The organism is Streptomyces sp. E-08, from assembly GCF_049913095.1.
GTDB lineage: Bacteria > Actinomycetota > Actinomycetes > Streptomycetales > Streptomycetaceae > Streptomyces.
Window position 1 is genome coordinate 6,911,730 of the sequence record NZ_CP183971.1, and the last position, 20,577, is coordinate 6,932,306.

At 71.2% G+C, this 20,577-nt stretch carries 14 protein-coding genes, 1 tRNA gene and 2 pseudogenes; 13 read left to right on the forward strand and 4 right to left on the reverse strand.

The annotated features are described in order from the left end of the window. Positions 1-5: 5 nt before the first annotated feature. The 11 genes from ACN9MM_RS31815 to ACN9MM_RS31865 all read left to right on the forward strand — a co-directional run bounded on the left by ACN9MM_RS31815 (position 6) and on the right by ACN9MM_RS31865 (position 12,767). Positions 6-3,725 (forward strand): ThuA domain-containing protein, encoded by a 3,720-nt coding sequence (locus tag ACN9MM_RS31815; RefSeq protein ID WP_426367166.1) that lies wholly within the window; start codon positions 6-8, stop codon positions 3,723-3,725. A 187-nt stretch (positions 3,726-3,912) separates the two neighbouring features. Continuing rightward, on the forward strand, positions 3,913-5,043 hold the full coding sequence (locus ACN9MM_RS31820) for an inositol-3-phosphate synthase (RefSeq protein ID WP_426367167.1): 1,131 nt from the start codon (positions 3,913-3,915) through the stop codon (positions 5,041-5,043). Further along, positions 5,040-5,957 carry an SCO3242 family prenyltransferase gene (locus ACN9MM_RS31825; RefSeq protein ID WP_426367168.1) on the forward strand — a complete coding sequence of 306 codons (918 nt, stop codon included), beginning with the start codon at positions 5,040-5,042 and terminating at the stop codon, positions 5,955-5,957. The genes ACN9MM_RS31820 and ACN9MM_RS31825 overlap by 4 nt, the downstream gene beginning before the upstream one ends. Further along, positions 5,954-6,859, forward strand: coding sequence for a sugar phosphate isomerase/epimerase family protein (locus ACN9MM_RS31830; RefSeq protein ID WP_426367169.1), 906 nt, complete (start codon positions 5,954-5,956; stop codon positions 6,857-6,859). Before ACN9MM_RS31825 ends, ACN9MM_RS31830 begins: the two co-directional genes overlap by 4 nt. After that, positions 6,853-7,407 (forward strand): EboA domain-containing protein, encoded by a 555-nt coding sequence (locus tag ACN9MM_RS31835; protein WP_426367170.1) that lies wholly within the window; start codon positions 6,853-6,855, stop codon positions 7,405-7,407. Before ACN9MM_RS31830 ends, ACN9MM_RS31835 begins: the two co-directional genes overlap by 7 nt. After that, positions 7,407-8,255, forward strand: coding sequence for a TatD family hydrolase (locus ACN9MM_RS31840; RefSeq protein WP_426367171.1), 849 nt, complete (start codon positions 7,407-7,409; stop codon positions 8,253-8,255). Before ACN9MM_RS31835 ends, ACN9MM_RS31840 begins: the two co-directional genes overlap by 1 nt. Before the next feature lie 9 nt (positions 8,256-8,264). Further along, positions 8,265-9,479: a metabolite traffic protein EboE gene (gene eboE, locus ACN9MM_RS31845; protein WP_426367172.1), complete on the forward strand. Its 1,215-nt coding sequence runs from the start codon at positions 8,265-8,267 to the stop codon at positions 9,477-9,479. A gap of 25 nt (positions 9,480-9,504) precedes the next feature. Further along, positions 9,505-10,890, forward strand: coding sequence for a nucleotide pyrophosphatase/phosphodiesterase family protein (locus ACN9MM_RS31850; RefSeq protein WP_426367173.1), 1,386 nt, complete (start codon positions 9,505-9,507; stop codon positions 10,888-10,890). Between the two features lie 58 nt (positions 10,891-10,948). Further along, positions 10,949-12,016: a sugar phosphate isomerase/epimerase family protein gene (locus tag ACN9MM_RS31855; RefSeq protein ID WP_426367174.1), complete on the forward strand. Its 1,068-nt coding sequence runs from the start codon at positions 10,949-10,951 to the stop codon at positions 12,014-12,016. Between the two features lie 198 nt (positions 12,017-12,214). Continuing rightward, positions 12,215-12,302: transfer RNA gene (locus ACN9MM_RS31860), tRNA-Leu, on the forward strand. Positions 12,303-12,404: 102 nt separating this feature from the next. After that, a complete protein-coding gene (locus tag ACN9MM_RS31865) occupies positions 12,405-12,767 on the forward strand; it encodes a zinc ribbon domain-containing protein YjdM (RefSeq protein WP_426367175.1) in 363 nt (120 codons plus the stop codon). A 46-nt stretch (positions 12,768-12,813) separates the two neighbouring features. Here the strand turns inward: ACN9MM_RS31865 and ACN9MM_RS31870 are convergent. From ACN9MM_RS31870 to ACN9MM_RS31885, 4 genes and pseudogenes are all read right to left on the reverse strand, one after another. Next, positions 12,814-14,960 (reverse strand): annotated as a pseudogene (locus tag ACN9MM_RS31870) (UvrD-helicase domain-containing protein). Positions 14,961-15,025: 65 nt separating this feature from the next. After that, positions 15,026-17,197 carry an AIPR family protein gene (locus ACN9MM_RS31875; protein ID WP_426367176.1) on the reverse strand — a complete coding sequence of 724 codons (2,172 nt, stop codon included), beginning with the start codon at positions 17,195-17,197 and terminating at the stop codon, positions 15,026-15,028. 76 nt (positions 17,198-17,273) lie between these two features. Beyond that, on the reverse strand, positions 17,274-18,803 hold the full coding sequence (locus ACN9MM_RS31880) for a protein kinase domain-containing protein (RefSeq protein ID WP_426368876.1): 1,530 nt from the start codon (positions 18,801-18,803) through the stop codon (positions 17,274-17,276). A 215-nt stretch (positions 18,804-19,018) separates the two neighbouring features. Further along, on the reverse strand, positions 19,019-19,408 hold the full coding sequence (locus tag ACN9MM_RS31885; RefSeq protein ID WP_426367177.1) for an ATP-binding protein: 390 nt from the start codon (positions 19,406-19,408) through the stop codon (positions 19,019-19,021). Positions 19,409-19,521: 113 nt separating this feature from the next. Here ACN9MM_RS31885 and ACN9MM_RS31890 point away from each other — a divergent pair. Then, positions 19,522-20,356 (forward strand): annotated as a pseudogene (locus tag ACN9MM_RS31890) (helix-turn-helix domain-containing protein). Then, complete coding sequence (locus ACN9MM_RS31895) at positions 20,353-20,568, forward strand: DUF397 domain-containing protein (RefSeq protein ID WP_426367178.1); 216 nt, start codon at positions 20,353-20,355, stop codon at positions 20,566-20,568. Before ACN9MM_RS31890 ends, ACN9MM_RS31895 begins: the two are co-directional and overlap by 4 nt. The last annotated feature ends 9 nt before the right edge of the window (positions 20,569-20,577 follow it).

A 20,577-nucleotide genomic window follows, 5' to 3' on the forward strand; every position in this document is an offset into this window, starting at 1 on the left:
CATCCGTGCACAGACAACGACTCCGAGCCAGGAAGACCCTCGCCCTCCTCACCGTGGGCCTGCTCGCCCTCGGCGCCCCCCAGGGCCTCGCGGCCGAACCGGAGGCTCCCGCCGCCCCCGCCGCCACGACCTCGGCCGGTTCGGCCGGTTCGGCCGCCTCGGCCGACGAGGAGTTCCAGCAGGTCACCCTCGCCAAGGGCGGCGAGGAGACCGGCGAACCCATGTCCCTCGCCGTACTCCCCGACCGCAGCGTCCTGCACACCGACCGCGGCGGCGAACTGCGCCGCACCGACGCCGCGGGCAACACCACCGTCATCGGCACCGTCCCCGTCTACTCCCACGACGAGGAGGGCCTCCAGGGCATCGGCATCGACCCGGACTTCGCGCGGAACCGGGCCGTCTACCTCTACTACGCCCCGCCCCTGGACACCCCCGCCGGCGACGCCCCCGAGAGCGGGACCCCCGCGCAGTTCGCCCCGTACGACGGCGTCAACCGCCTCTCCCGCTTCACGCTGAACGCCGACTTCACCCTCGACAACAGCAGCGAGAAGAAGGTCCTCGACATCCCCGCCACCCGCGGCATCTGCTGCCACGTCGGCGGCGACATCGACTTCGACGCCCAGGGCAACCTCTACCTGTCGACCGGCGACGACTCCAACCCCTTCGCCTCCGACGGCTTCACCCCCATGGACGACCGCCCCGGCCGCAACCCCGCCTTCGACGCCCGCCGCACCTCCGGCAACACCAACGACCTCCGCGGCAAGATCCTCCGCATCAAGGTCGCCGACGACGGCGGCTACACCGTCCCCGACGGCAACCTCTTCGCCCCCGGCACCGCCAAGACCCGCCCCGAGATCTACGCCATGGGCTTCCGCAACCCCTTCCGCTTCAGCGTCGACAAGGCCACCGGCATCCTGTACGTCGGCGACTACGGCCCCGACGCCGGCGCCGCCGACCCCAAGCGCGGCCCGGCCGGCCAGGTCGAGTTCGCCCGCGTCACCAAGCCCGGCAACTTCGGCTGGCCCTTCTGCACCGGCGCCAACGACCCCTACGTCGCCTACGACTTCGCCACGAAGACCTCCGGCGCCACCTTCGACTGCGGCGCGCTGAAGAACGAGTCCCCGTACAACACCGGACTCGTCGACCTGCCCCCGGCCGAGCCCGCCTGGATCCCCTACGACGGCGGCTCCGTCCCCGAGTTCGGCACCGGCTCCGAATCGCCCATGGGCGGCCCCGTCTACCGCTACGACCCCGCCAGCACCTCCCCGGTGAAGTTCCCCGAGGCCTATGACGGCGACTTCTTCGCCGGCGAGTTCGGCCGCCGCTGGATCAAGCGCGTCGACCAGGACGCCGACGGCACCGTCCGGTCCATCAGCCCCGTCCCCTGGACCGGCACCCAGATCATGGACATGGCCTTCGGCCCCGACGGCGCCCTCTACGTCCTCGACTACGGCACCGCCTGGTTCGGCGGCGACCAGAACTCCGGCCTCTACCGCATCGAGAACGCCACCGGCGGCCACTCACCCGTCGCCGAGGCGAGCGCCACCAAGACCTCCGGCACCGCGCCCCTCAAGGTCACCTTCTCCTCCGCCGGCAGCACGGACGCCGACGGCGACGCCCTCACCTACAGCTGGGACTTCGGCGACGGCGCCACCGCCACCACCGCCAACCCCACCCACACCTACCGCACCAACGGCACCTACGTGGCGACCGTGACCGCGAAGGACACCACCGGCCGCACCGGATCCGCCTCCGTCCACATCACCGTCGGCAACACCGCCCCCAAGGTCACCCTCCAACTCCCCGCCGAGGGAGCCCTCTTCACCTTCGGCGACGACATCCCCTTCAAGGTCACCGTCACCGACCCCGAAGACGGCACCGTCGACTGCGCCAAGGTCAAGGTCACCTACGTCCTCGGTCACGACAGCCACGGCCACCCCGTCACCACCGCCAACGGCTGCACCGGCACCATCAAGACCTCCGCCGACGGCGGCCACGACGACGACGCCAACATCTTCGCCGTCTTCAACGCCGAGTACACCGACGGCGGAGGCGGCGGACAGGCCGCCCTCACCGGCAGCGACCAGGCCAAGCTCCAGCCCCGCCACCGCCAGGCCGAGCACTTCGACACACAGAGCGGCATCCGCACCTACGACAAGACCGAGGCCCACGGCGGCCGCACCGTCGGCGACATCGACAACGGCGACTGGATCGCCTTCACGCCCTACCAGCTCGGCGGCGCCACCAAGCTCACGGCCCGCGTCTCCTCCGGCGGCGCCGGCGGCTTCCTCGAAGTCCGCACCGGCTCACCCACCGGCACCCTCCTCGGCTCCACCCCCGTCCCCGTCACCGGCGGCTGGGAGTCCTTCCAGGACGTCGACGTCCCCCTACGCGCCGCACCCCGCAAGACCACCACGCTCTACCTCGTCTTCAAGGGCGCCGCGGGAGCCCTCTACGACCTCGACGACTTCACCCTCTCCAGCACCCCCGTCGACCGCACCACCAAGCGCGTCCTCGTCTTCTCCAGGACCGCCGGCTTCCGCCACGACTCCATCCCCGGCGGCATCACCGCCCTCAGGGAACTCGGCGCGGGCGACAACATCGTCGTCGACACCACCGAAGAACCCCGCCAGTTCACCACCGGCAACCTCGCCCGGTACGACGCCGTCGTCTTCCTCTCCACCACCGGCGACGTCCTGAACGCCGACCAGCAGACCGCCTTCGAGAACTACATCTCCACCGGCGGCGGCTACATGGGCATCCACGCCGCGGCCGACACCGAATACGACTGGGGCTTCTACGGCGGCCTCGTCGGCGCCCACTTCCAGTCCCACCCCCAGATCCAGCCCGCCACCGTCCGCGTCGAGGACCACGACCACCCCGCCACCGCCCACCTCGGCGGCACCTGGCAGCGCACCGACGAGTGGTACAACTACCGCACCAACCCCCGTGACCAGGCCCGCGTCCTCGCCACCCTCGACGAGACCACCTACCAGGGCGGCACCATGAAGGGCGACCACCCCATCGCCTGGTGCCAGACCTACGGCGGAGGCCGCTCCTTCTACACCGGCGGCGGCCACACCCAGGAGTCCTACACCGACCCCGCCTTCCGGCAGCACCTCCTCGGCGGCCTCCGGTACGCCACCGGCCGGACCAAGGCCGACTGCCGGCCGCAGACCGGCTCCCGCGCCCTCTTCAACGGCGAGACCCGCGAAGGCTGGAAGCAGGCCGGACCCGGAGCCTTCGACGTCGCCGACGGCGAACTCCGCAGCACCGGCGGCATGGGTCTCCTCTGGTACCAGGCCAAGGAGTTCCGCTCGTACTCCCTCACCCTCGACTGGAAGCTCACCGGCGACTCCAACTCTGGCGTCTTCCTCGGCTTCCCCGCCTCGGACGACCCCTGGTCCGCCGTGAACAACGGCTACGAGATCCAGATCGACGCCACCGACACCCCCGACCGCACCACCGGCGCCGTCTACGGCTTCAAGTCGGCCACCCTCAAGGCCCGCGACCAGGCCCTCCGCCCGCCCGGCCAGTGGAACACGTACGAACTCCGCGTCACGGGCGAACGCCTCCAGGTCTTCCTCAACGGCATCAAGATCAACGACTTCACCAACACCGACCCGGCCCGCAGCCTCACCAGCGGACACATCGGCATCCAGAACCACGGAGCCGGTGACCAGGCCGCCTTCCGCGACATCCGGATCAAGGAACTCCCCTCCTGACGGGAGCCCCACCAGACGACGGTGGGCGGGGAGGCGCCGTACCCCCCGCCCACCGTCACCACCCCCCTTCGCCCACCGCTCTCCGCCTTTCCCGCCGCTTTCCCCTGCTTTCCCGCCGATCGCCCACCGATTTCCCACCGCTTTCCCAGCGATTTCCCACCGATTCCCACCGAGGGAGGCCGACGACGTGACCACCGCACCACGCACGGGAATCTGGCTCATCGGCGCGAGAGGCTCCGTCGCCACCACCACCGTGGCCGGCTGCGCCGCCCTCGTCGCTGGACTCCACCCGCCCACCGGCATGGCCACCGAGACCCCCGACCTCGCCGACGCAGGGCTCCCCCCGCTCGCCTCCCTCGTCTTCGGCGGACACGACACCACCGACTGCCCCCTCCCCAAACGCGCCGAACAGCTCACCACCGCCGGAGTCCTCCCGCACGGCCTCGCCCACGCCGTCACCACCGAACTCGAAGCCGCCGACCGCGAGATCCGCCCCGGCGGACCCGCCCCCGGCGACACCCGCACCGACGAACAGCTCATCACCGCCTTCACCGCCGACCTGACGGACTTCCGCCGAAGGATTGGCCTGGACCGCGTCGTGGTCGTCAATGTGGCCTCCACGGAGCCGGCGTCGGGGGGCGCCGGGCTCCCACCCAGCTCCCTCTACGCCGCGGCGGCACTCCGCGCCGGGTCCCCGTACGTCAACTTCACCCCCTCCACCGGCCTGCGCCACCCCGCACTCGCCGCCCCCCTCGCCGCGAGCGGACTGCCCCACGCGGGCCGCGACGGCAAGACCGGACAGACCCTCCTCCGGGCCGTCCTCGCCCCGATGTTCCGCCAGCGCGCCCTGACCGTACGGGCCTGGTCCGGCAGCAACCTCCTCGGCGGCGGCGACGGAGCCGCCCTCGCCGACCCGGCGGCCGCCGCCGCCAAGAACGCCGGCAAGGAACGCGTCCTCACCGACACCCTCGGCACCACCGTCGAGGGCCAGGTCCACATCGACGACGTCCCCGCCCTGGGGGAGTGGAAGACCGCCTGGGACCACATCGCCTTCGACGGCTTCCTCGGCACCCGCATGATCCTCCAGACCCTCTGGCAGGGCTGCGACTCCGCCCTCGCCGCCCCCCTCGTCCTCGACCTCGCCCGCCTCACCGCCCGCGCCCACGAGACCGGCCGCGCCGGCCCCCTCCACGACCTCGCCTTCTACTTCAAGGACCCCGAAGGAACCCCACCGGCCGCCCTCGCCGACCAGTACCACCGCCTCCTCGCCTTCGCCCGGACCCTCGGCGACACCGGCACGGGCGAGGGCCCCCGATGAGCGGCCGCGTCCACGCCCGCGGAAGGGCACGCGCCTGGGCGGACCTGTTCCGGGTGTCCGCACTCCTCTCCGTACCCGGCGACGCCCTCGCCGGAGCCGCCACCGCCGGGGCCCGCCCCGGACGCGGCACGCTCCACGCGATCGGCGCCTCCCTCTGCCTGTACGAGGCGGGCATGGCCCTCAACGACTGGGCCGACCGCGACGAGGACGCCCGCGAACGCCCCCACCGGCCCCTTCCCTCCGGCCGCGTCACCCCCGCCGCCGCCCTGGCCGCCTCGGCCGCCCTCACCCTCGCGGGCCTCGGCCTCGCCTCCCGTGCGGGCCGCCTGGCCCTCGCGACGGCCACCGCCCTCGCCACCACCGTCTGGGCCTACGACCTCGGCCTCAAACACACCCCGGCCGGCCCCGCCACCATGGCCACCGCCCGCGCCCTCGACCTCCTCCTCGGCGCCGTCGCCTCGACCCCTGCTGCCACCGCCTCGACGACCGCCACCCCCGCCGGAGCGAGCCCGCACCCCGCACGGGCTCTGCCCGCCGCGGCCCTGCTCGGCGCCCACGCCTACGCCGTCACCGCCACCTCCCGCCACGAGACCCGGGGCGGCTCCACCCGCACCCCCCTCGCAGCCCTCGCCGTGACCCTGGCCGTGGCCGCGGGAACCTCCGGTGCCGGCGCGAGCCCCTTCGGCACCCTGCTCGCCCTCACCTACGCCCGCACCCCCGCCACCCTCCTGCTGCACGCCGCGCTCAACCCGTCGGCGGCGCTGACCGAGCGGGCCGTCGCAGGCGGGATCCGGGCCACGATCCCGCTCCAGGCCGCGCTCGCCGCCCGGGGAGGCGCGCCGGGGACCGCGCTCGCGCTCCTCGGCCTGATCCCGGCGGCCCGCGCCCTCGCCCGGAAGGTGAGCCCGACATGAGCCCTGCCCGCCCCCACCCCCGCCCCCATCCCCACCCCTGCCCCACCCCCCGTCTCGGCTACGGCACCAACGGGCTCACCGACCTCCGACTCGACGAGGCCCTCGGGCTTCTCGCCGACCTCGGCTACGACGGAGTCGGGCTCACCCTCGACCACATGCACCTCGACCCCCTCGCGCCCGACCTGGCCGCCCGCACCGCTCGGGTCGCCCGCCGCCTCGGCGAACTCGGGCTCGGCGTGACCGTCGAGACCGGAGCCCGCTACGTCCTGGACCCGCGCCGTAAGCACGGCCCGTCCCTGCTCGACCCGGACCCGGAGGACCGCGCGTCCCGCGTACGGCTCCTCCTGCGGGCCGTACGCGTGGCCGCCGACCTCGGCGCCCACGCCGTCCACTGCTTCAGCGGCACCCTCCCCGCCGGCACCCCGCCCGACGACGCATGGAAGCGACTCGCCTCCTCCCTCACCCCCGTCCTGGAAGCCGCGGAAGCCGCCCGCGTACCCCTCGCCGTCGAACCCGAACCCGGCCACCTCCTCTCCACCCTCGACGACTTCCACCACCTCCGCGCACTCCTCGGCGACCCCCCTCCCGCCGTCCTCGGCCTCACCCTCGACATCGGCCACTGCCAGTGCCTCGAACCCCTCCCTCCCGCCGACTGTGTCCGCGCCGCCGCCCCCTGGATCCACCACGTCCAGATCGAGGACATGCGACGGGGTGTCCACGAGCACCTCCCGTTCGGCGACGGAGAGATCGACTTCCCGCCCGTCCTGGCCGCCCTCACGGAACTCACCGCCTCCGGCTATCCGGGACTGACGGTCGTCGAACTGCCCCGGCACTCCCACGCCGGCCCCGAACTCGCCCGCTCCTCCCTCTCCTTCCTGCGCCAGGAGCTCTCGGCATGCTGACCGACACCACCTGCGCCTGGCTGGACTCCGCCCTGGCCGAGGCCGCCACCGGCACCCCCGCCTGGGAGCCGTACTTCGTGGCCGCCGGACGCCACTGCGGCCCCGCGCACGCCGACGAGGTCCGCACCCGCCTCCTCCGGGCCGCCGGTGCCGAGCCCGACACCCTCACCCGCCTCTATCACCACGGCACCGCCGCCGAACGCCGCGCCGTCCTCCTGGCCCTCCCCGCCCTCGTCACCGGCCCCGAGGCCCTGCCCCTCGTCGAGGACGCCCTGCGCACCCACGACACCACCCTCGCCGCCGCCGCCCTCGGCCCCTACGCCGCCACCCACCTCACCCCCCACGCCTGGCGCCACGCGATCCTGAAGTGCCTGTTCACCGGTGTGCCCGTCACCGCCGTCGCCGGCCTCGCCGAGCGCGCCGCCGGCGACACCGAACTCGCCCGGATGCTCGCCGACCACGCCGCCGAACGCACCGCCGCCGGCCGCCCCCTCCCCGCCGACCTGTCCCGCGTCCTCGCCCTCACGGCCCCCGCCGAGGAGTCCTGATGCGCATCTTCGACCCCCACATCCACATGACCTCGCGCACCACGGACGACTACGCGGCGATGCACGACGCCGGCGTCCGCGCCCTCGTCGAACCCTCCTTCTGGCTCGGCCAGCCCCGCACCTCGCCCGCCTCCTTCCTCGACCACTTCGACGCCCTCCTCGGCTGGGAGCCGTTCCGCGCCGCCCAGTACGGCATCGCCCACCACTGCGCCCTCGCCCTCAACCCCAAGGAGGCCAACGACCCCCGCTGCGTCCCCGTCCTGGACGCGCTGCCCCGGTATCTCGCCAAGGACGGCGTCGTCGCCGTCGGCGAGATCGGCTACGACTCCCTGACACCGGCCGAGGACACCGCCCTCGCCGCCCAACTCCAGCTCGCCGCCGACCACGGCCTGCCCGCCCTCGTCCACACCCCGCACCGCGACAAGCTCACCGGTCTGCGCCGCACCATCGGCGTCGTCCGGGAGTCCGCGCTCGCCCCGGACCGCGTCCTCCTCGACCACCTCAACGAGACGACGGTCAAGGAGGCCGCCGACAGCGGCGCCTGGCTCGGCTTCTCCGTCTACCCCGACACCAAGATGGACGAGGAGCGGACGGTCGCGATCCTGAAGGAGTACGGCACCGGCCGCGTCCTCGTGAACTCGGCGGCCGACTGGGGAAGGAGCGACCCCCTCAAGACCCGCGCGGTCGCCGACGCCATGCTCGCCGGCGGCTTCACGGACGACGACGTCGACCAGGTCCTGTGGCGCAACCCCGTCGCCTTCTACGGCCTCAGCGGCCGTCTCCACCTCGATCTCCCCACCCCACCGGACCTGCACGAGGGCAACTCCGTCCTGCGCGGCGGGGAATGAGGCCCCCGGATGCGCTTCCGGCACCCCGACGGCTCCACCGTCCACCTCGCCTACTGCACCAACGTGCACCCGGCCGAGACCCTCGACGGCGTCCTCGCCCAGCTCCGCGACCACTGCGAGCCGGTCCGCCGCCGCCTCGGCCGCGACCGCCTCGGCATCGGCCTCTGGCTCGCCCGTGACGCCGCGCACTCCCTGACCACCGACCCGGCCTCGCTCCGGGCCCTGCGCGCCGAACTCGACCGCCGGGGCCTCGAAGTGGTCACCCTCAACGGCTTCCCCTACGAGGGCTTCGGCGCCGACGAGGTCAAGCACCGCGTCTACCGGCCCGACTGGACCCGACCCGAACGCCTCGCCCACACCACCGACCTGGCCCACCTCCTCGCCGCGCTCCTCCCCGACGACGTCACCGAGGGATCCGTCTCCACGCTGCCGCTCGCCTGGCGGACCCCCTGGACCGCCCGGGCCGCCACCACCGCCCGCACCGCCCTGACCACCCTCGCCGGGCGTCTCGACGCCCTGGAGGAACTCACCGGGAAGAGCATCCGCATCGGCCTCGAACCGGAACCCGGCTGCACCGTCGAGACCGTCACCGACGCCGTCGCCGCCCTCACCGCCCCACCGGGCCTCCCGAGCCCCCGGATCGGCGTCTGCGTCGACACCTGCCACCTCGCGACGTCGTTCGAGGACCCACACACCGCCCTGGCATCGCTCGCCGCCGCCGGCATCGGCGTCCCCAAGGCCCAGCTCTCGGCCGCGCTCCACGCCGAACACCCGCACCTCCCCGAGGTCAGGGCGGCGCTCGCCGCCTTCGCCGAACCCCGCTTCCTCCACCAGACCCGCACCAGGACCGCCGCCGGACTGCGCGGCACCGACGACCTCCCCGAGGCCCTCGCCACCCCGGACCACGGCCCCGGTGCGCCCCACGCCGCCGGACCAGGCCTCCCCGACGCGACGCCCTGGCGCGCCCACTTCCACGTCCCCCTGCACGCTCCCCCCGCTCCTCCGCTCACCTCCACGCTGCCCGTCCTCCGGGACACGCTCGCCCTCCTCGTCGGCGGCCCGCACCCCCGCACCCACCACCTGGAGGTCGAGACCTACACCTGGCAGGCCCTCCCTCCCGACCGCAGGCCCCGCACCCGGGCCCGCCTCGCCGACGGCATCGCCGCCGAACTGACTCTGGCCCGCGACCTGCTGACCGACCTCGGCCTCAAGGAACTCCCATGACCGACCCCGGCCTCAAGGAGCTGCCATGACCGACAAGCGGCCCACCCCCCTCCTGGTCCTCGACGTCGTCGGTCTCACCCCACGACTCCTCCCGCACATGCCCCACCTGGCCGCCCTCGCCCGCGCCGGATCCCAGGCCCCGCTCTCCACCGTCCTGCCCGCCGTCACCTGTACCGCCCAGACCACCTTCCTCACCGGCACCCTCCCCGCCGAGCACGGCATCGTCGGCAACGGCTGGTACTTCCGCGACCTCGGCGACGTCCTCCTCTGGCGCCAGCACAACGGCCTCGTCACCGGCGACCGCCTGTGGGACGCCGCCCGCCGCGCCCACCCCGGCTACACCGTCGCCAACATCTGCTGGTGGTACGCCATGGGCGCCGACACCGACATCACCGTCACCCCCCGTCCCGTCTACTACGCCGACGGACGCAAGGAACCCGACTGCTACACCCGGCCCCCCGCCCTCCACGACGAACTCACCGCCACGCTCGGCACGTTCCCCCTGTTCCACTTCTGGGGCCCCGGCGCCGACCTGGTCTCCAGCCGGTGGATCGTCGACGCCACCCGCCACATCCTCCGCACCCGCCGCCCCGACCTCGCCCTCTGCTACGTCCCGCACCTCGACTACGACCTCCAGCGCTACGGCCCCGACGACCCCCGCTCCTTCCGCGCCGCCGCCGAGCTCGACACCGTCCTCGCCCCGCTCCTCGCCGAGGCCAGGGCCGAGGGACGCACGGTCGTCGCCCTCTCCGAGTACGGCATCACCCGCGTCGACCGGCCCGTCGACATCAACCGCGCCCTGCGCCGCGCCGGCCTCCTGGAGGTCCACACACAGGACGGCATGGAGTACCTCGACCCCATGACCTCCCGGGCCTTCGCCGTGGCCGACCACCAGATCGCCCACGTCTACGTCCGGCGCCCCGGCGACCTGCCGGCCGTCCGGGAGGCGCTCGCGGACCTCCCGGGTCTCGACACGCTCCTCGACGACGACGGCAAGAAGGAACACGGCCTCGACCACCCGCGCTCCGGCGAGCTCGTCGCCCTTGCCGAGCCGGACGCCTGGTTCACGTACTACTACTGGCTCGACGACGCCCGCGCCCCCGACTTCGCCCAGCTCGTCGAGATCCACCGCAAGCCCGGCTACGACCCCGCCGAACTGCTCATGGACCCGCTCGACCCGTACGTCCGGATCAGGGCGGCCAAGGAGATCGCCCGCAAGAAGCTCGGCATGCGCTACCGGCTCGCGGTCGTCCCTCTCGACCCGTCACCTTTTCGCGGCAGCCATGGCCGCCTCCCCACGAGCGAGGACGAGAGTCCGCTCATTCTGTGCTCCACCCCCCGCGCCGTAAGCGGCCGCGTCGCGGCCACCGATGTGAAGAACCTGCTGCTCAGGCTGGCCGGAGTCGTATGAGGCCCCGACCGGATTCCAGTGAAGCAGACCCCGACGACAGCCAAGGAGTTATCCACAGATGAATCGCATCCGCCGCACCGACGCCACCGCCGACCCCGAACTCACCCACCGGCTCAGCAGGCGCAACATGCTGGGCGTCGCCGCCGGCGCGACCGCGGCCGCCCTCCTCGGCGCCACGGCCCCCGCCGCCGCGGCCACCACCCCCGACGCGGCGGCGCAGGAGAAGGGGCAGGGGCACGGCCGCCCCGTCCTGCCGCCCGGGCGCCTCGGCATCCAGCTCTACTCACTGCGCGACAAGGTCGCCACCCTCGGCTTCGCCGCCGTCTTCGCCGAACTGCGGAAGTACGGCTACGACGAGGTCGAGTACGCCGGCTACGAGCAGGGCGCCGCCGGACCGCTGACCCTCGCCCAGCTGAAGCGCCTCACCCGCGACCACGGGCTCCGGGCCATCGGCAGCCACGTCGGCTACTACGCGAACGACCCCGCCGCGTACACCTTCGCGCAGAACCTCGACCGGGTCCTCGACGACGCCGCCGCCCTCGGCCTGCCCCACATCGGCACCGCCTCCGGCCCCTGGCGCTACGGCTCCACCGTCGACGGATGGAAGCGCTGCGCCGAGGAGTTCAACCGCTTCGGCGCGGAGGCCCGCAAGCGCGGCATGAAGTTCTACCAGCACAACCACTCGGAGGAGTTCTCCTTCGCCACCGACCGCCCCCACGTCCGTCTCTACGACGTCCTCCTCGCCGAGACCGACCCCGAGCTCGTGCACCTGGAGATGGACATCTTCTGGGCGTACGTCGGCCAGTACCGCTACTCCGTGCGCCCGGACGGCACCCCCGCGCCGTTCGACCCGCTCGACTACGTCCTCGCCCAGCCCCACCGCTACCCGCTCTTCCACGTCAAGGACGGCGACCGCGACGACTCGGCCGTCCCCTACGGCTACCGCATGACCGACGTCGGGGACGGGGACATCGACTACCGGCGCTTCATCTCGGCGGTCAACCGCACCCACCACGGCAGGAACGCCCACCACTGGCAGACCGAGCGCGACAACCCCGTCGACTCGCTCTCCTTCGCCCGCAGGTCCAGCGAGCACCTGCACTCACTGCGGGAGAAGGGCCACTGACCCGGACGGCCGACGCCGTCACCCTGCGCGCACGGAGGTGAGCGCCTCGTGCACGGGGTCGGACGGTCCGCGCCCGATCGGGGCCGAGAGGGCCGTCCCACCCCACTGACCATGGAAAACGCTGGTGAAAGGCACCTCAAACCCCTGGTAGAGTTATCTCTGTCGCCACGGGGGAAACCCCGGAGCGACAGACACCTTGTCCGGGTGGCGGAATGGCAGACGCGCTAGCTTGAGGTGCTAGTGCCCTTTATCGGGCGTGGGGGTTCAAGTCCCCCCTCGGACACCACACGAAAGTGCCGGTCGATCTCGTATCGACCGGCACTTCTCGTTATCCACAGGGTGGCTTCGCCCCACATGACGGAGAGTGCACGCCGCCTATCCTGGGGGAGTGAACGAGAACATCCCCCCTTGCCCCCAGTGCGCCGGCGAGTACACGTACGAGATGAACAATCTGGTGGTGTGCCCGGAGTGCGGCCACGAGTGGGTCCCGGCCGCCGAAGGCGCCGCGGGCTCCGCCGACACCGCCGGGGAGCGTGTGATCAAGGACGCCGTCGGCAACGCGCTCAGCGACGGCGACACCGTGACCGTCGTCAAGGCGCTCAAGGTCAAGGGAAACCCGTCGGGCATCAAGGCCGGCACCAAGGTCCGCAACATCCGCCTCGTCGACGGCGTCGACGGACACGACATCGACTGCCGCATCGACGGCTTCGGCGCGATGCAGCTCAAGTCGAGCGTGGTCAAGAAGGCCTGAACACCACAAGGCAGCCTGTCCACAGGCGCGTCCCAGTCCCCTCCGGTCAGCGGCGGGGCGGGACCGTATTGGCGGCCGATTCCGTGAGGAAGCGGCTCGGTCCGCCCGACCAGGAGACGTACAGGCCGTCCCGAGCCCTTGTACAGGCGACGAAGAGAAGGCACCGCTCCGCCATCACGTCCGCCTCGTGCTGGAGCCGATCGACATCGGCCGATGTCACAGCCTTCGCGTAGGGGAGCGCCCCGTCGTTCACGCCGATGACCGCGACATACCTGAATTCGAGGCCTTTGAAGGAGTGCATCGTGCCGACCTGGAGAGAGTCCGCGTCGGCCGGTGCGTCGCCTCGCAGACGCACAGCGTGAATGCCTGCTGCCTTGAGCCGCTCCACCACCCTGTCGCATGTCTTGTTGAAACGGGCACTCACTCCGATCTCCCCGAGCGCGATGCCGGCTTCCCGCCAGCCGCGGATCCGTTCGACGAGAGAGTCCAGCTCCGCGGTCTCCGAGTCCGCCCCGCAGACCTCGGGGCCGCTGCCGCGCAGTGCTGAGCGATAGCCCAGCAGCGTTTCATTGCGTGCGTCGTCCTCCAGCTGTGCGATCGGGCGGCCCACAAGGAGGGCGGTGGACCAGGAAAGGATCTCGTGGGTGGAGCGGTAGTTCTTCCGCATCTTGGTGGAGCGACCCGTGACCTTGATGCCGAGACTCTTGAGGGAGACCTTCGAGTCGTAGATGCGCTGATGCGGGTCGCCCGCGATGAACAGGTCGTCCGGGCGGGCCGGGGCGGCGGCGCGCAGCAGGCGCCACTGCGCCGGGTGAAGGTCCTGGGCCTCGTCCACGACGACGTGCCGGTACAGCGGTCCCTTCGTGTCGAGTACGTCGGCGGCCTCCCCACAGGTCCCCAGGTATGTCCTCAGCCCGTCGGCGGCCAGCCCGTCCGTGAACGCCTGGACCGTGTGCCACACCGCGGTGCGTGCACTGGTCGGCAAGCGGCTGCCGCGTCCGCTCCGCTCGGCGGCCTCGTACTCCTCCAGGCTCCGCAGGTTCTGAGCGAGAACGACGTGCTTGTACTCCTGGGCAAGGAACTGCGCGGTGCCGGTGAACCCGGTCGTCCGCGAAGCCTGCTCCCAGCGGGCCAAGTCCTCGCCGCCCCGCAGGGGGCGGCGTGAGGTCGAGATGATCCGGCTCGCGAAGGCGTCGACGGTGGTGATATCCACGCGGTCGCGGAGCTCCGCGTCTTCGACGAGCGAGGCGAGACCGGTGCGCAGAGCCGCGACGAGAGCGTTGGTGTACGTCGTGAGGAGGATGCGGTCACCCTCGCGGAGGTGCTTCAGCAGATGACGTACTCGGTGCAGCGCGACGACCGTCTACCCGGTGCCGGGGCCGCCCGTGACCTGGGCCGGTCCGGAGAAGGACGCACGATAGGCGACCTTGTGCTGAGAGGGATGGAGGAAGACCCGCCAGGCGGCGAAGGGTTTGTCGAGAATATCGCGCAGCTCGTCGGACGCGGTGACCAGCGCGATGCGGGTGTGGGTGCGATGGATCGCGGTTGCGTAGTCCGTCGTGTCCACGGCTTCCGACGCTGCCGACAGGTTGACGGACACGACTTCGCGCCAGACCTCCTCCACGGAGAAGCCTTCTGCGAGGTACTCCAGGACCTCTCGCTGGTCCTGGGGGAAGAACGGAGCGAACACGTCGAGCTGCTCCCTGGTGGTGAGGACGCGGGCTTGGGCGAGCGTGGTCTCGTCGATGCCGAGAGCGGTCAGGTCACCGTCCGAGAACTTGGCGAAGAGCCGCTGGTCGGGCGCTGAGGCGATGCGTTCATAGGCGGGTGTCAGTTCGTCGAGCATCGCGATGTCGCGGATCTCGACGGCCTGCGTGACGGTGTTGATGCTCGCCTTCTGCTTGATCGCCCATTCGATCGCCTTGTCGTGCGCCATCACCCGCAACAGCACGAACGTGTCGCCGTTGTCGGGGGCCAGTACGACGCCCCGGTTGCCCTGGTCGATGCGGATCGTGCGGATGTGCGGATCACGGGCGCGCTTCAGGGATTCCAGTTTCAGGCCCTGGTCCTTGAGAGCTGGTCCAGGGTGAGGCGCTCGAACTTCTCCCAGGCGTCGAACACTCCCTGGTTCACCGAGCCCTGGAGCTTGCCGAGCTGGGCGCAGAAGGCGATGTCGAATGCGAGATGGGGCATGGCTGGGATCGTTCTCCTCGCTCTGCTTCGGGTGGGGCCCCGGACAGTGCCCCACCCGACTCTTGTCAGCTCTGTGGGGTGGTCTCGTCCTCGTCGGGTTCTTCGAGGCTGCCGAGGGTCCGCCAGGCCAGGTCGGCCAGGGTCTCGCCGGTAGCGGTCACCCATCGGGCGGTGCCCTGGTTCGCCACCGGCCGGTTCTCCCAGCCGGCGAGTTCCCACATGTGTGTGACCAGGCCGGACGGCGAGTACTGCTTGCCGTCGTAGCCCCAGAGGATCGGCTTGGTGCGGTGACTGACCCAGGTCGCCATGGCGCGCTTCTGGTTCCCGGCGAGCCAGTCCTTGAGGGCCTCTGCCTCCAAGGGGTAGCCCGTGGTGAGGGTGAGCGGGGCTCCCTCTTCGAGTACGCCTTGGTCGATCAGCACGTGGACCGCATTGGGTCGCCGGGGCTTGCGCTGCGCCGGAACTCGCCGGTACTTGTCGCGTACGGCGGGGTCCTGCGCGGCAGCGGCGCCGTCGAGGACCTGCGTGACGACGTCCCGGCAGCGGTCGACGTCCGCGCACACGGCACGGATCTGCGGGCGTACGGCGGAGAGGCCGTCGATCGTCGTGATGACGACGGGTAGCAGCTCGTCGACCAGGCCGGGTACCCGGTCGAGCGCGGCGGTCGCCCACTCGTTCTTGGGATCGGGTTCGTCGATGGACTCGGTGTCGAGTCGACGGAACACGAGGTGGGTGATCAGGTACGCGCCGTGCTCGATGAGTGCGGCACCGCGCCCTTCGTACCGCGGGCGGAGTCTGTGCAGCGCGCTGCGCACGGCGCGCAAGACCTGGACCGCGTTCCACAGGAGGTAGGCGCCCGGCTGAGGCCGGAACAGCACGTCGTAGATGCCCTGCGAGCCACGTTCCCACAGAACGTCGAGGGTGGTTGCCATGCGGGCCGCGTACTGGCTGTCGGGGTGAGCACAGGCGAGGGCACAGGCCGCCTCGACAACCGAGCAGCCGGTGTCCTCCGGCGGGTCGAGTTCGCTGCGGCGGACGCTGTACTCCAGCCCGAGCTCGGCCCGCATCTCCGCCAGGATGGAAGCCTGGACGGGGTCGAGGGCGATGAAGTCGCGGGCCTCGACTCGGTTCTGTCGGTTGGTCGCCTGTGTGGTCTGCTTCGCGAACTCCGCCGATTTGCCGGTGACGATGATGCGTACGGGTACCTGCGCGGTTGCGGCTCCCTCGTCGGCGGCGACGGCCTCAGCAACGGAGCGGACCGTCTGGGCGCCGTTGACGACGCTGGCGTTGTGCAGCTTCAGGGTGAGGGGAAACGTGTGCGGTGTGCGCATCGACTGGTGGATCTTCTCCACCGATTCGCACAGGACGGTGACTCCGTTGTTGAAGTACCAGAAGTGGGCCGGCTCCTCGGTGAGCGTGCCGATCAGCTCGTTGTTGATCGACGTTCGCCCGAGAGGGTTACGGATATTCAGGTTGAAGAGGTGTGAGCCGTGCTCCGCCCATGCGGCCACGTGCTCCGCTGCGACGACCCCCTGATACGACTCGTACGGTGAGTTGATCCCGAACCAGGGGAACAGGACGGTCTCGAGCTCGACGGGCTGGGGAGCCAGGTCGTTGCGTACCGAGGCCCACACCTCGGGCGCGAGGATGATCTGGTGGTCGAGGACCGCACCGTACCGGTTGAATTCCTTCTCGCCGTTGACGAGCGCGTGCCGGAATCCTTCGACGACCTCGTCGGCGCGCATGAGGACGACGACCTGTGTGACAGGTACGGGCCCCTTCATCATGACCGTCTTCGCGTACTCGGCCAACTGTCGGCCCCGCGGGTTGAACGCGGCGAAGTCCTCGTCGTCGATGAGGCGCAGTCCGGCCAGCAGTTCGAGGACCGCTTCGCGTTCGCTCTTGGCCTTGCCGAACTGGCTCCATTTCGCCTGCACCAGGTAGATGTGGGGGTCGTCGCCGTCTACGACGGCGATGGCGTCGATGCCCTGATCCGCGATCCCGTCGATGACGGTGTCCGCGGCCTCCTTGGGGCTGAAGCCCGTGACCATCCGAACGGCCTGAGCGGTCAGCGCACGTGAGATCAGCCGTGGTTCGCGTTCCTGAGGGGACTTGTCCTCCAGATCGCTCGCGTGCAGGAGTCCGCTGTCCACGTACACCGTGCGCAGCGCCCTCTCGATCTGCCGTACTTGGAGGACCACGTCCTCCTGGCCGCTTCCGGCCTTGGTCTTGCCCACGATGCGTTCCCTCCCTCGGATTCCGCCACCGGTCGGCCCGGTCGACGGAACCCCTTGCGTGTCGTACGTGTTCGAGTCAGGAAGCCGGCCCGTCGAGGTCGAGCCGTATCAGGGCCAGCGCCTCGGCCATCTCGACGGTCATCTCGTCGTCGGGGCCGAGCACCATGCACAGGTCCTCGTGGAGGGGCTCCAGGACCTGGCGTGCCTCCGCCGCCCGCCCCTGGGCGAGGAGCAGCATGCCGATGTCGTGGCGCAGCTCGACGGCCTCCTCGCTGACGTCGCCGTCGACGCCGCGTACGACCGTCAGAACTCCCTGGAGCTCGGCGAGGGCGTCCGTCACCTGGCCGAGCTCGGCACGACAGCGTGCCGCCTGTGCCCGGCATTCCCTGGTGGGTTTGCTGCTGGGGCCGGAGACGCGTGCGTACACGTCGGCCAGCGCCTCGAACTCGGGGAGCGCGGCACGGTAGTCGCCGCCGAGGAGCCGAATGGCGGCCCGGTTCCTGCGCAGGCCCAGGACCTTCTTGTTCTCCGGGCCGAGCGCCCGCGCGGCGGGCTCGATCGCCTCGCCGAGCACCTCGACCGCCTGGGAGAAGCGCTCCTCCTCCAGAAGGGCGTTGAAGTGCTTGTATGCCTCATCGATGTTCGCGCGTACGTCAGCGAGGGCGGGTGCGAGCGGGGCGGGCGGTGCGACCCCGTCCGGGCCGCCCGGGGCGTTCGGAGCGGCGGCCTGGGCGCGAGAGCGGGGCGCGTACGGGCGACGGAACAACGCGGTCGGGTCGGGCACGCCGACAGGTCCCGCTTCACCGGCCTCAGGCTCGTGACCGGGCGCCGGAAGGAACGGGAGCAGCCGCGCGTACACCTCCTGCGTGTCGGCCGGCCGTGCCTCGGGGGCCTTCAGGAGCAGGTCCAGGACCAGGCTCTCCAGGTCCGACGGAACGTCCGCGCGGAGCTCGCGCAGCGGGGTGGGAGCGGCGTTGACGTGCTGATACATCAGCACGTACTCGCTCTCCGCCTCGAAGACGAGACGCCCGCCGAGCAACTCGTGCAGGACGCACCCGAGGGCGTACAGATCGGTCTGCGGCGTGATCCGGCCGCCGCGGACCTGCTCGGGAGACATGTACTGGTACGTGCCGATGGGGCTGCCGGTCGCCGTGAGCTTGGTGACGTCGGTTCGCAGGATCGCCGCGATGCCGAAGTCCAGCACCTTCACCGTGCCGTCCCGCGCCACCAGGATGTTGCCCGGTTTCAGATCCCGGTGGATGACCGGCACATCGTGCGCGTGGGACAGCACGGTGGCGACCTGCGCGGCGACGGCGGCCGCCCAGCTGACGGGGAGCGGGCGCTTCGGGTCGATGTACGCGGAGAGCGGCACCCCGTCGACCAGCTCCATGACGAGGAACAGCCGCTCGTGCGCGTCTTCGAGCACGGCGTCGTACACCTGGGGCACGCCCGGGTGCTGGATCCGCGCGGTGATCCGCGCCTCGCGTTGGAAGCGTTTCGCGAACTCCTCGGCCAGGGAGGGCGAGGTGATGGACTGCTGCCGGATGCGTTTCACGGCCACGGGACGGTCGAGCACGGTGTCGTACGCGCGCCACACATCGCCCATGCCGCCGTGGCTGAGCTCCTCCAGGAGTTCGTAGCGCCCGGCGACGACCTGCGCCGGCGCGTTCCCCTCTGGCACCTTGCCCCCGTTTTCGATGGCCCCATCGACGTGTCAAGGGACAAGTCTGGCCGTTGGGGCGATCCTCCGTCCAGCCGAGATGTGGGGGCAGTGGGTCAGGCCTGGCCGGAAATCGGCGGTGTGTCGATGGCATATGCCGCCTACACCGTCTTGCCGGGCCCCTCGGTGCGGGGACGCCAGCCCCATGCGGTGGCGAGCGCGGCGACGAGGACGAGCCCCCGACCGCCGTCGACTTCCGGGTGTGAGGCGCGCCTGGGAACGCGCTCGGCACGGGTGTCGGTGACCTCGGCGCGTACGGAGCCGTCGCCGGCCGTTAGGAGGAGGCGGAAGTCCCGGCCGGGTACACGACCGTGCTGCACGGCGTTCGCGGCCAGTTCGCCCACGATCAGCGTGACGGCGTCGTGCGCGTCCGAGGCGTACGGAATGCCCCAGGCGGCGCCTCGGGGCGTGGAGCTGCAACACATCGTGAAGTGAGGGGTGAGGGAGGTGAGTTGGGTGGTGTGGATGGGGGTGAAGTTCGTGTTCCTCATGGCCCCGCGGTGGCCTTGGGTGGCGTAGCGTGACCAGTGGTGACGCGCCGTCGTGTGGTGGCTGTACGTGGCGGCGCCGGGTAGGTACGCAAGGTGTGGAAGGTGGTGGGCCGATGCGGGAGTCCGGCCGGGACGAGGACGCGGGGCCGAGGCCGGAGGACGAGCCGGGCAAGGGGATCGTGGCGGCGTTCGGACGGCAGCTGAAACTGCTGCGGATCCGGGCGCGGCTCGACAGGGCGGAGTTCGGGAAGCTGGTCGGGTACGCGGCCGATTCGGTGGCCTCGTTCGAGCAGGGACGGCGGATTCCTCCGCCGCGGTTCATCGACAAGGCGGATGAGGTACTGGGAGCGGACGGGCTGCTGACGGCGCTGAAGGAGGAGCTGGGGCGGGCGCAGTATCCGGCGTTCTTCCGGGACGCGGCGAGGTTGGAGGCCAAGGCCCTGGGCCTCTGCGTGTACGGGGCACTTGCCGTGCCTGGCCTGTTGCAGACCGAGGACTACGCGCGTGCGGTGTTCCAGATGCAACGCCCGCTCTTGGGCGACGAAGTGATCGAGCACCGCTTGGCGGCACGACTGGCTCGCCAGGACATCTTCACGCGACGTCCGGTTCACCATCGAGGAGGTGGTGTTCCGCGAGCCGATCGGTGGGCGGAAAGTTCTGCGGGAGCAGTTGGAGCAGATCCTCCTCATCGGGCAGCACCGGAACGTGGAGATCCAGGTCATGCCGACCGACCGCGAGGACCATGCAGGCCTCGGAGGGCCGTTCAACCTGATCGACGCGGCGACAGGGCAGCGCATCGCGTACACGGAGGTACAGGACGACAGCCGGCTCTACACCGACGCGGGAAGGATCCGTGAGCTGGAATCCCGCTATGGCATCCTGCGATCACAGGCGTTGACCCCTAGTGAGTCGCTGGCCTTCATCGAGAAACTGCTGGGAGAGAGATGACCGTGCAGGATGACGCCGTAGCCTCCGTGCCGAAGCTGGCATGGTTCAAGAGCAGCTACAGCAGCGGCGGGGGCGGTGAATGCGTGGAGGTCGCGGCAGCGCTGGGAACCGTCCACATCCGGGACTCGAAGCGGTACGGCGGACCGGTCCTGACTGTTACGTCCGACGCCTGGGCCGGGTTCGTCGGGCTGGCCGTCGGGCATTCCGTCTGAGCCGAGACG

Bases quoted from the DNA above. Each gene is read 5' to 3' on its own strand.
- ACN9MM_RS31850 (WP_426367173.1), top strand. From the start codon at position 9,505: ATGACCGACAAGCGGCCCACCCCCCTCCTGGTCCTCGACGTCGTCGGT.
- ACN9MM_RS31885 (WP_426367177.1), bottom strand. From the start codon at position 19,408: ATGAGGAACACGAACTTCACCCCCATCCACACCACCCAACTCACCTCC.
- ACN9MM_RS31825 (WP_426367168.1), top strand. From the start codon at position 5,040: ATGAGCGGCCGCGTCCACGCCCGCGGAAGGGCACGCGCCTGGGCGGAC.
- ACN9MM_RS31840 (WP_426367171.1), top strand. From the start codon at position 7,407: ATGCGCATCTTCGACCCCCACATCCACATGACCTCGCGCACCACGGAC.
- ACN9MM_RS31880 (WP_426368876.1), bottom strand. From the start codon at position 18,803: ATGGGCGATGTGTGGCGCGCGTACGACACCGTGCTCGACCGTCCCGTG.
- ACN9MM_RS31855 (WP_426367174.1), top strand. From the start codon at position 10,949: ATGAATCGCATCCGCCGCACCGACGCCACCGCCGACCCCGAACTCACC.
- ACN9MM_RS31830 (WP_426367169.1), top strand. From the start codon at position 5,954: ATGAGCCCTGCCCGCCCCCACCCCCGCCCCCATCCCCACCCCTGCCCC.
- ACN9MM_RS31895 (WP_426367178.1), top strand. From the start codon at position 20,353: ATGACCGTGCAGGATGACGCCGTAGCCTCCGTGCCGAAGCTGGCATGG.
- ACN9MM_RS31835 (WP_426367170.1), top strand. From the start codon at position 6,853: ATGCTGACCGACACCACCTGCGCCTGGCTGGACTCCGCCCTGGCCGAG.
- eboE (WP_426367172.1), top strand. From the start codon at position 8,265: ATGCGCTTCCGGCACCCCGACGGCTCCACCGTCCACCTCGCCTACTGC.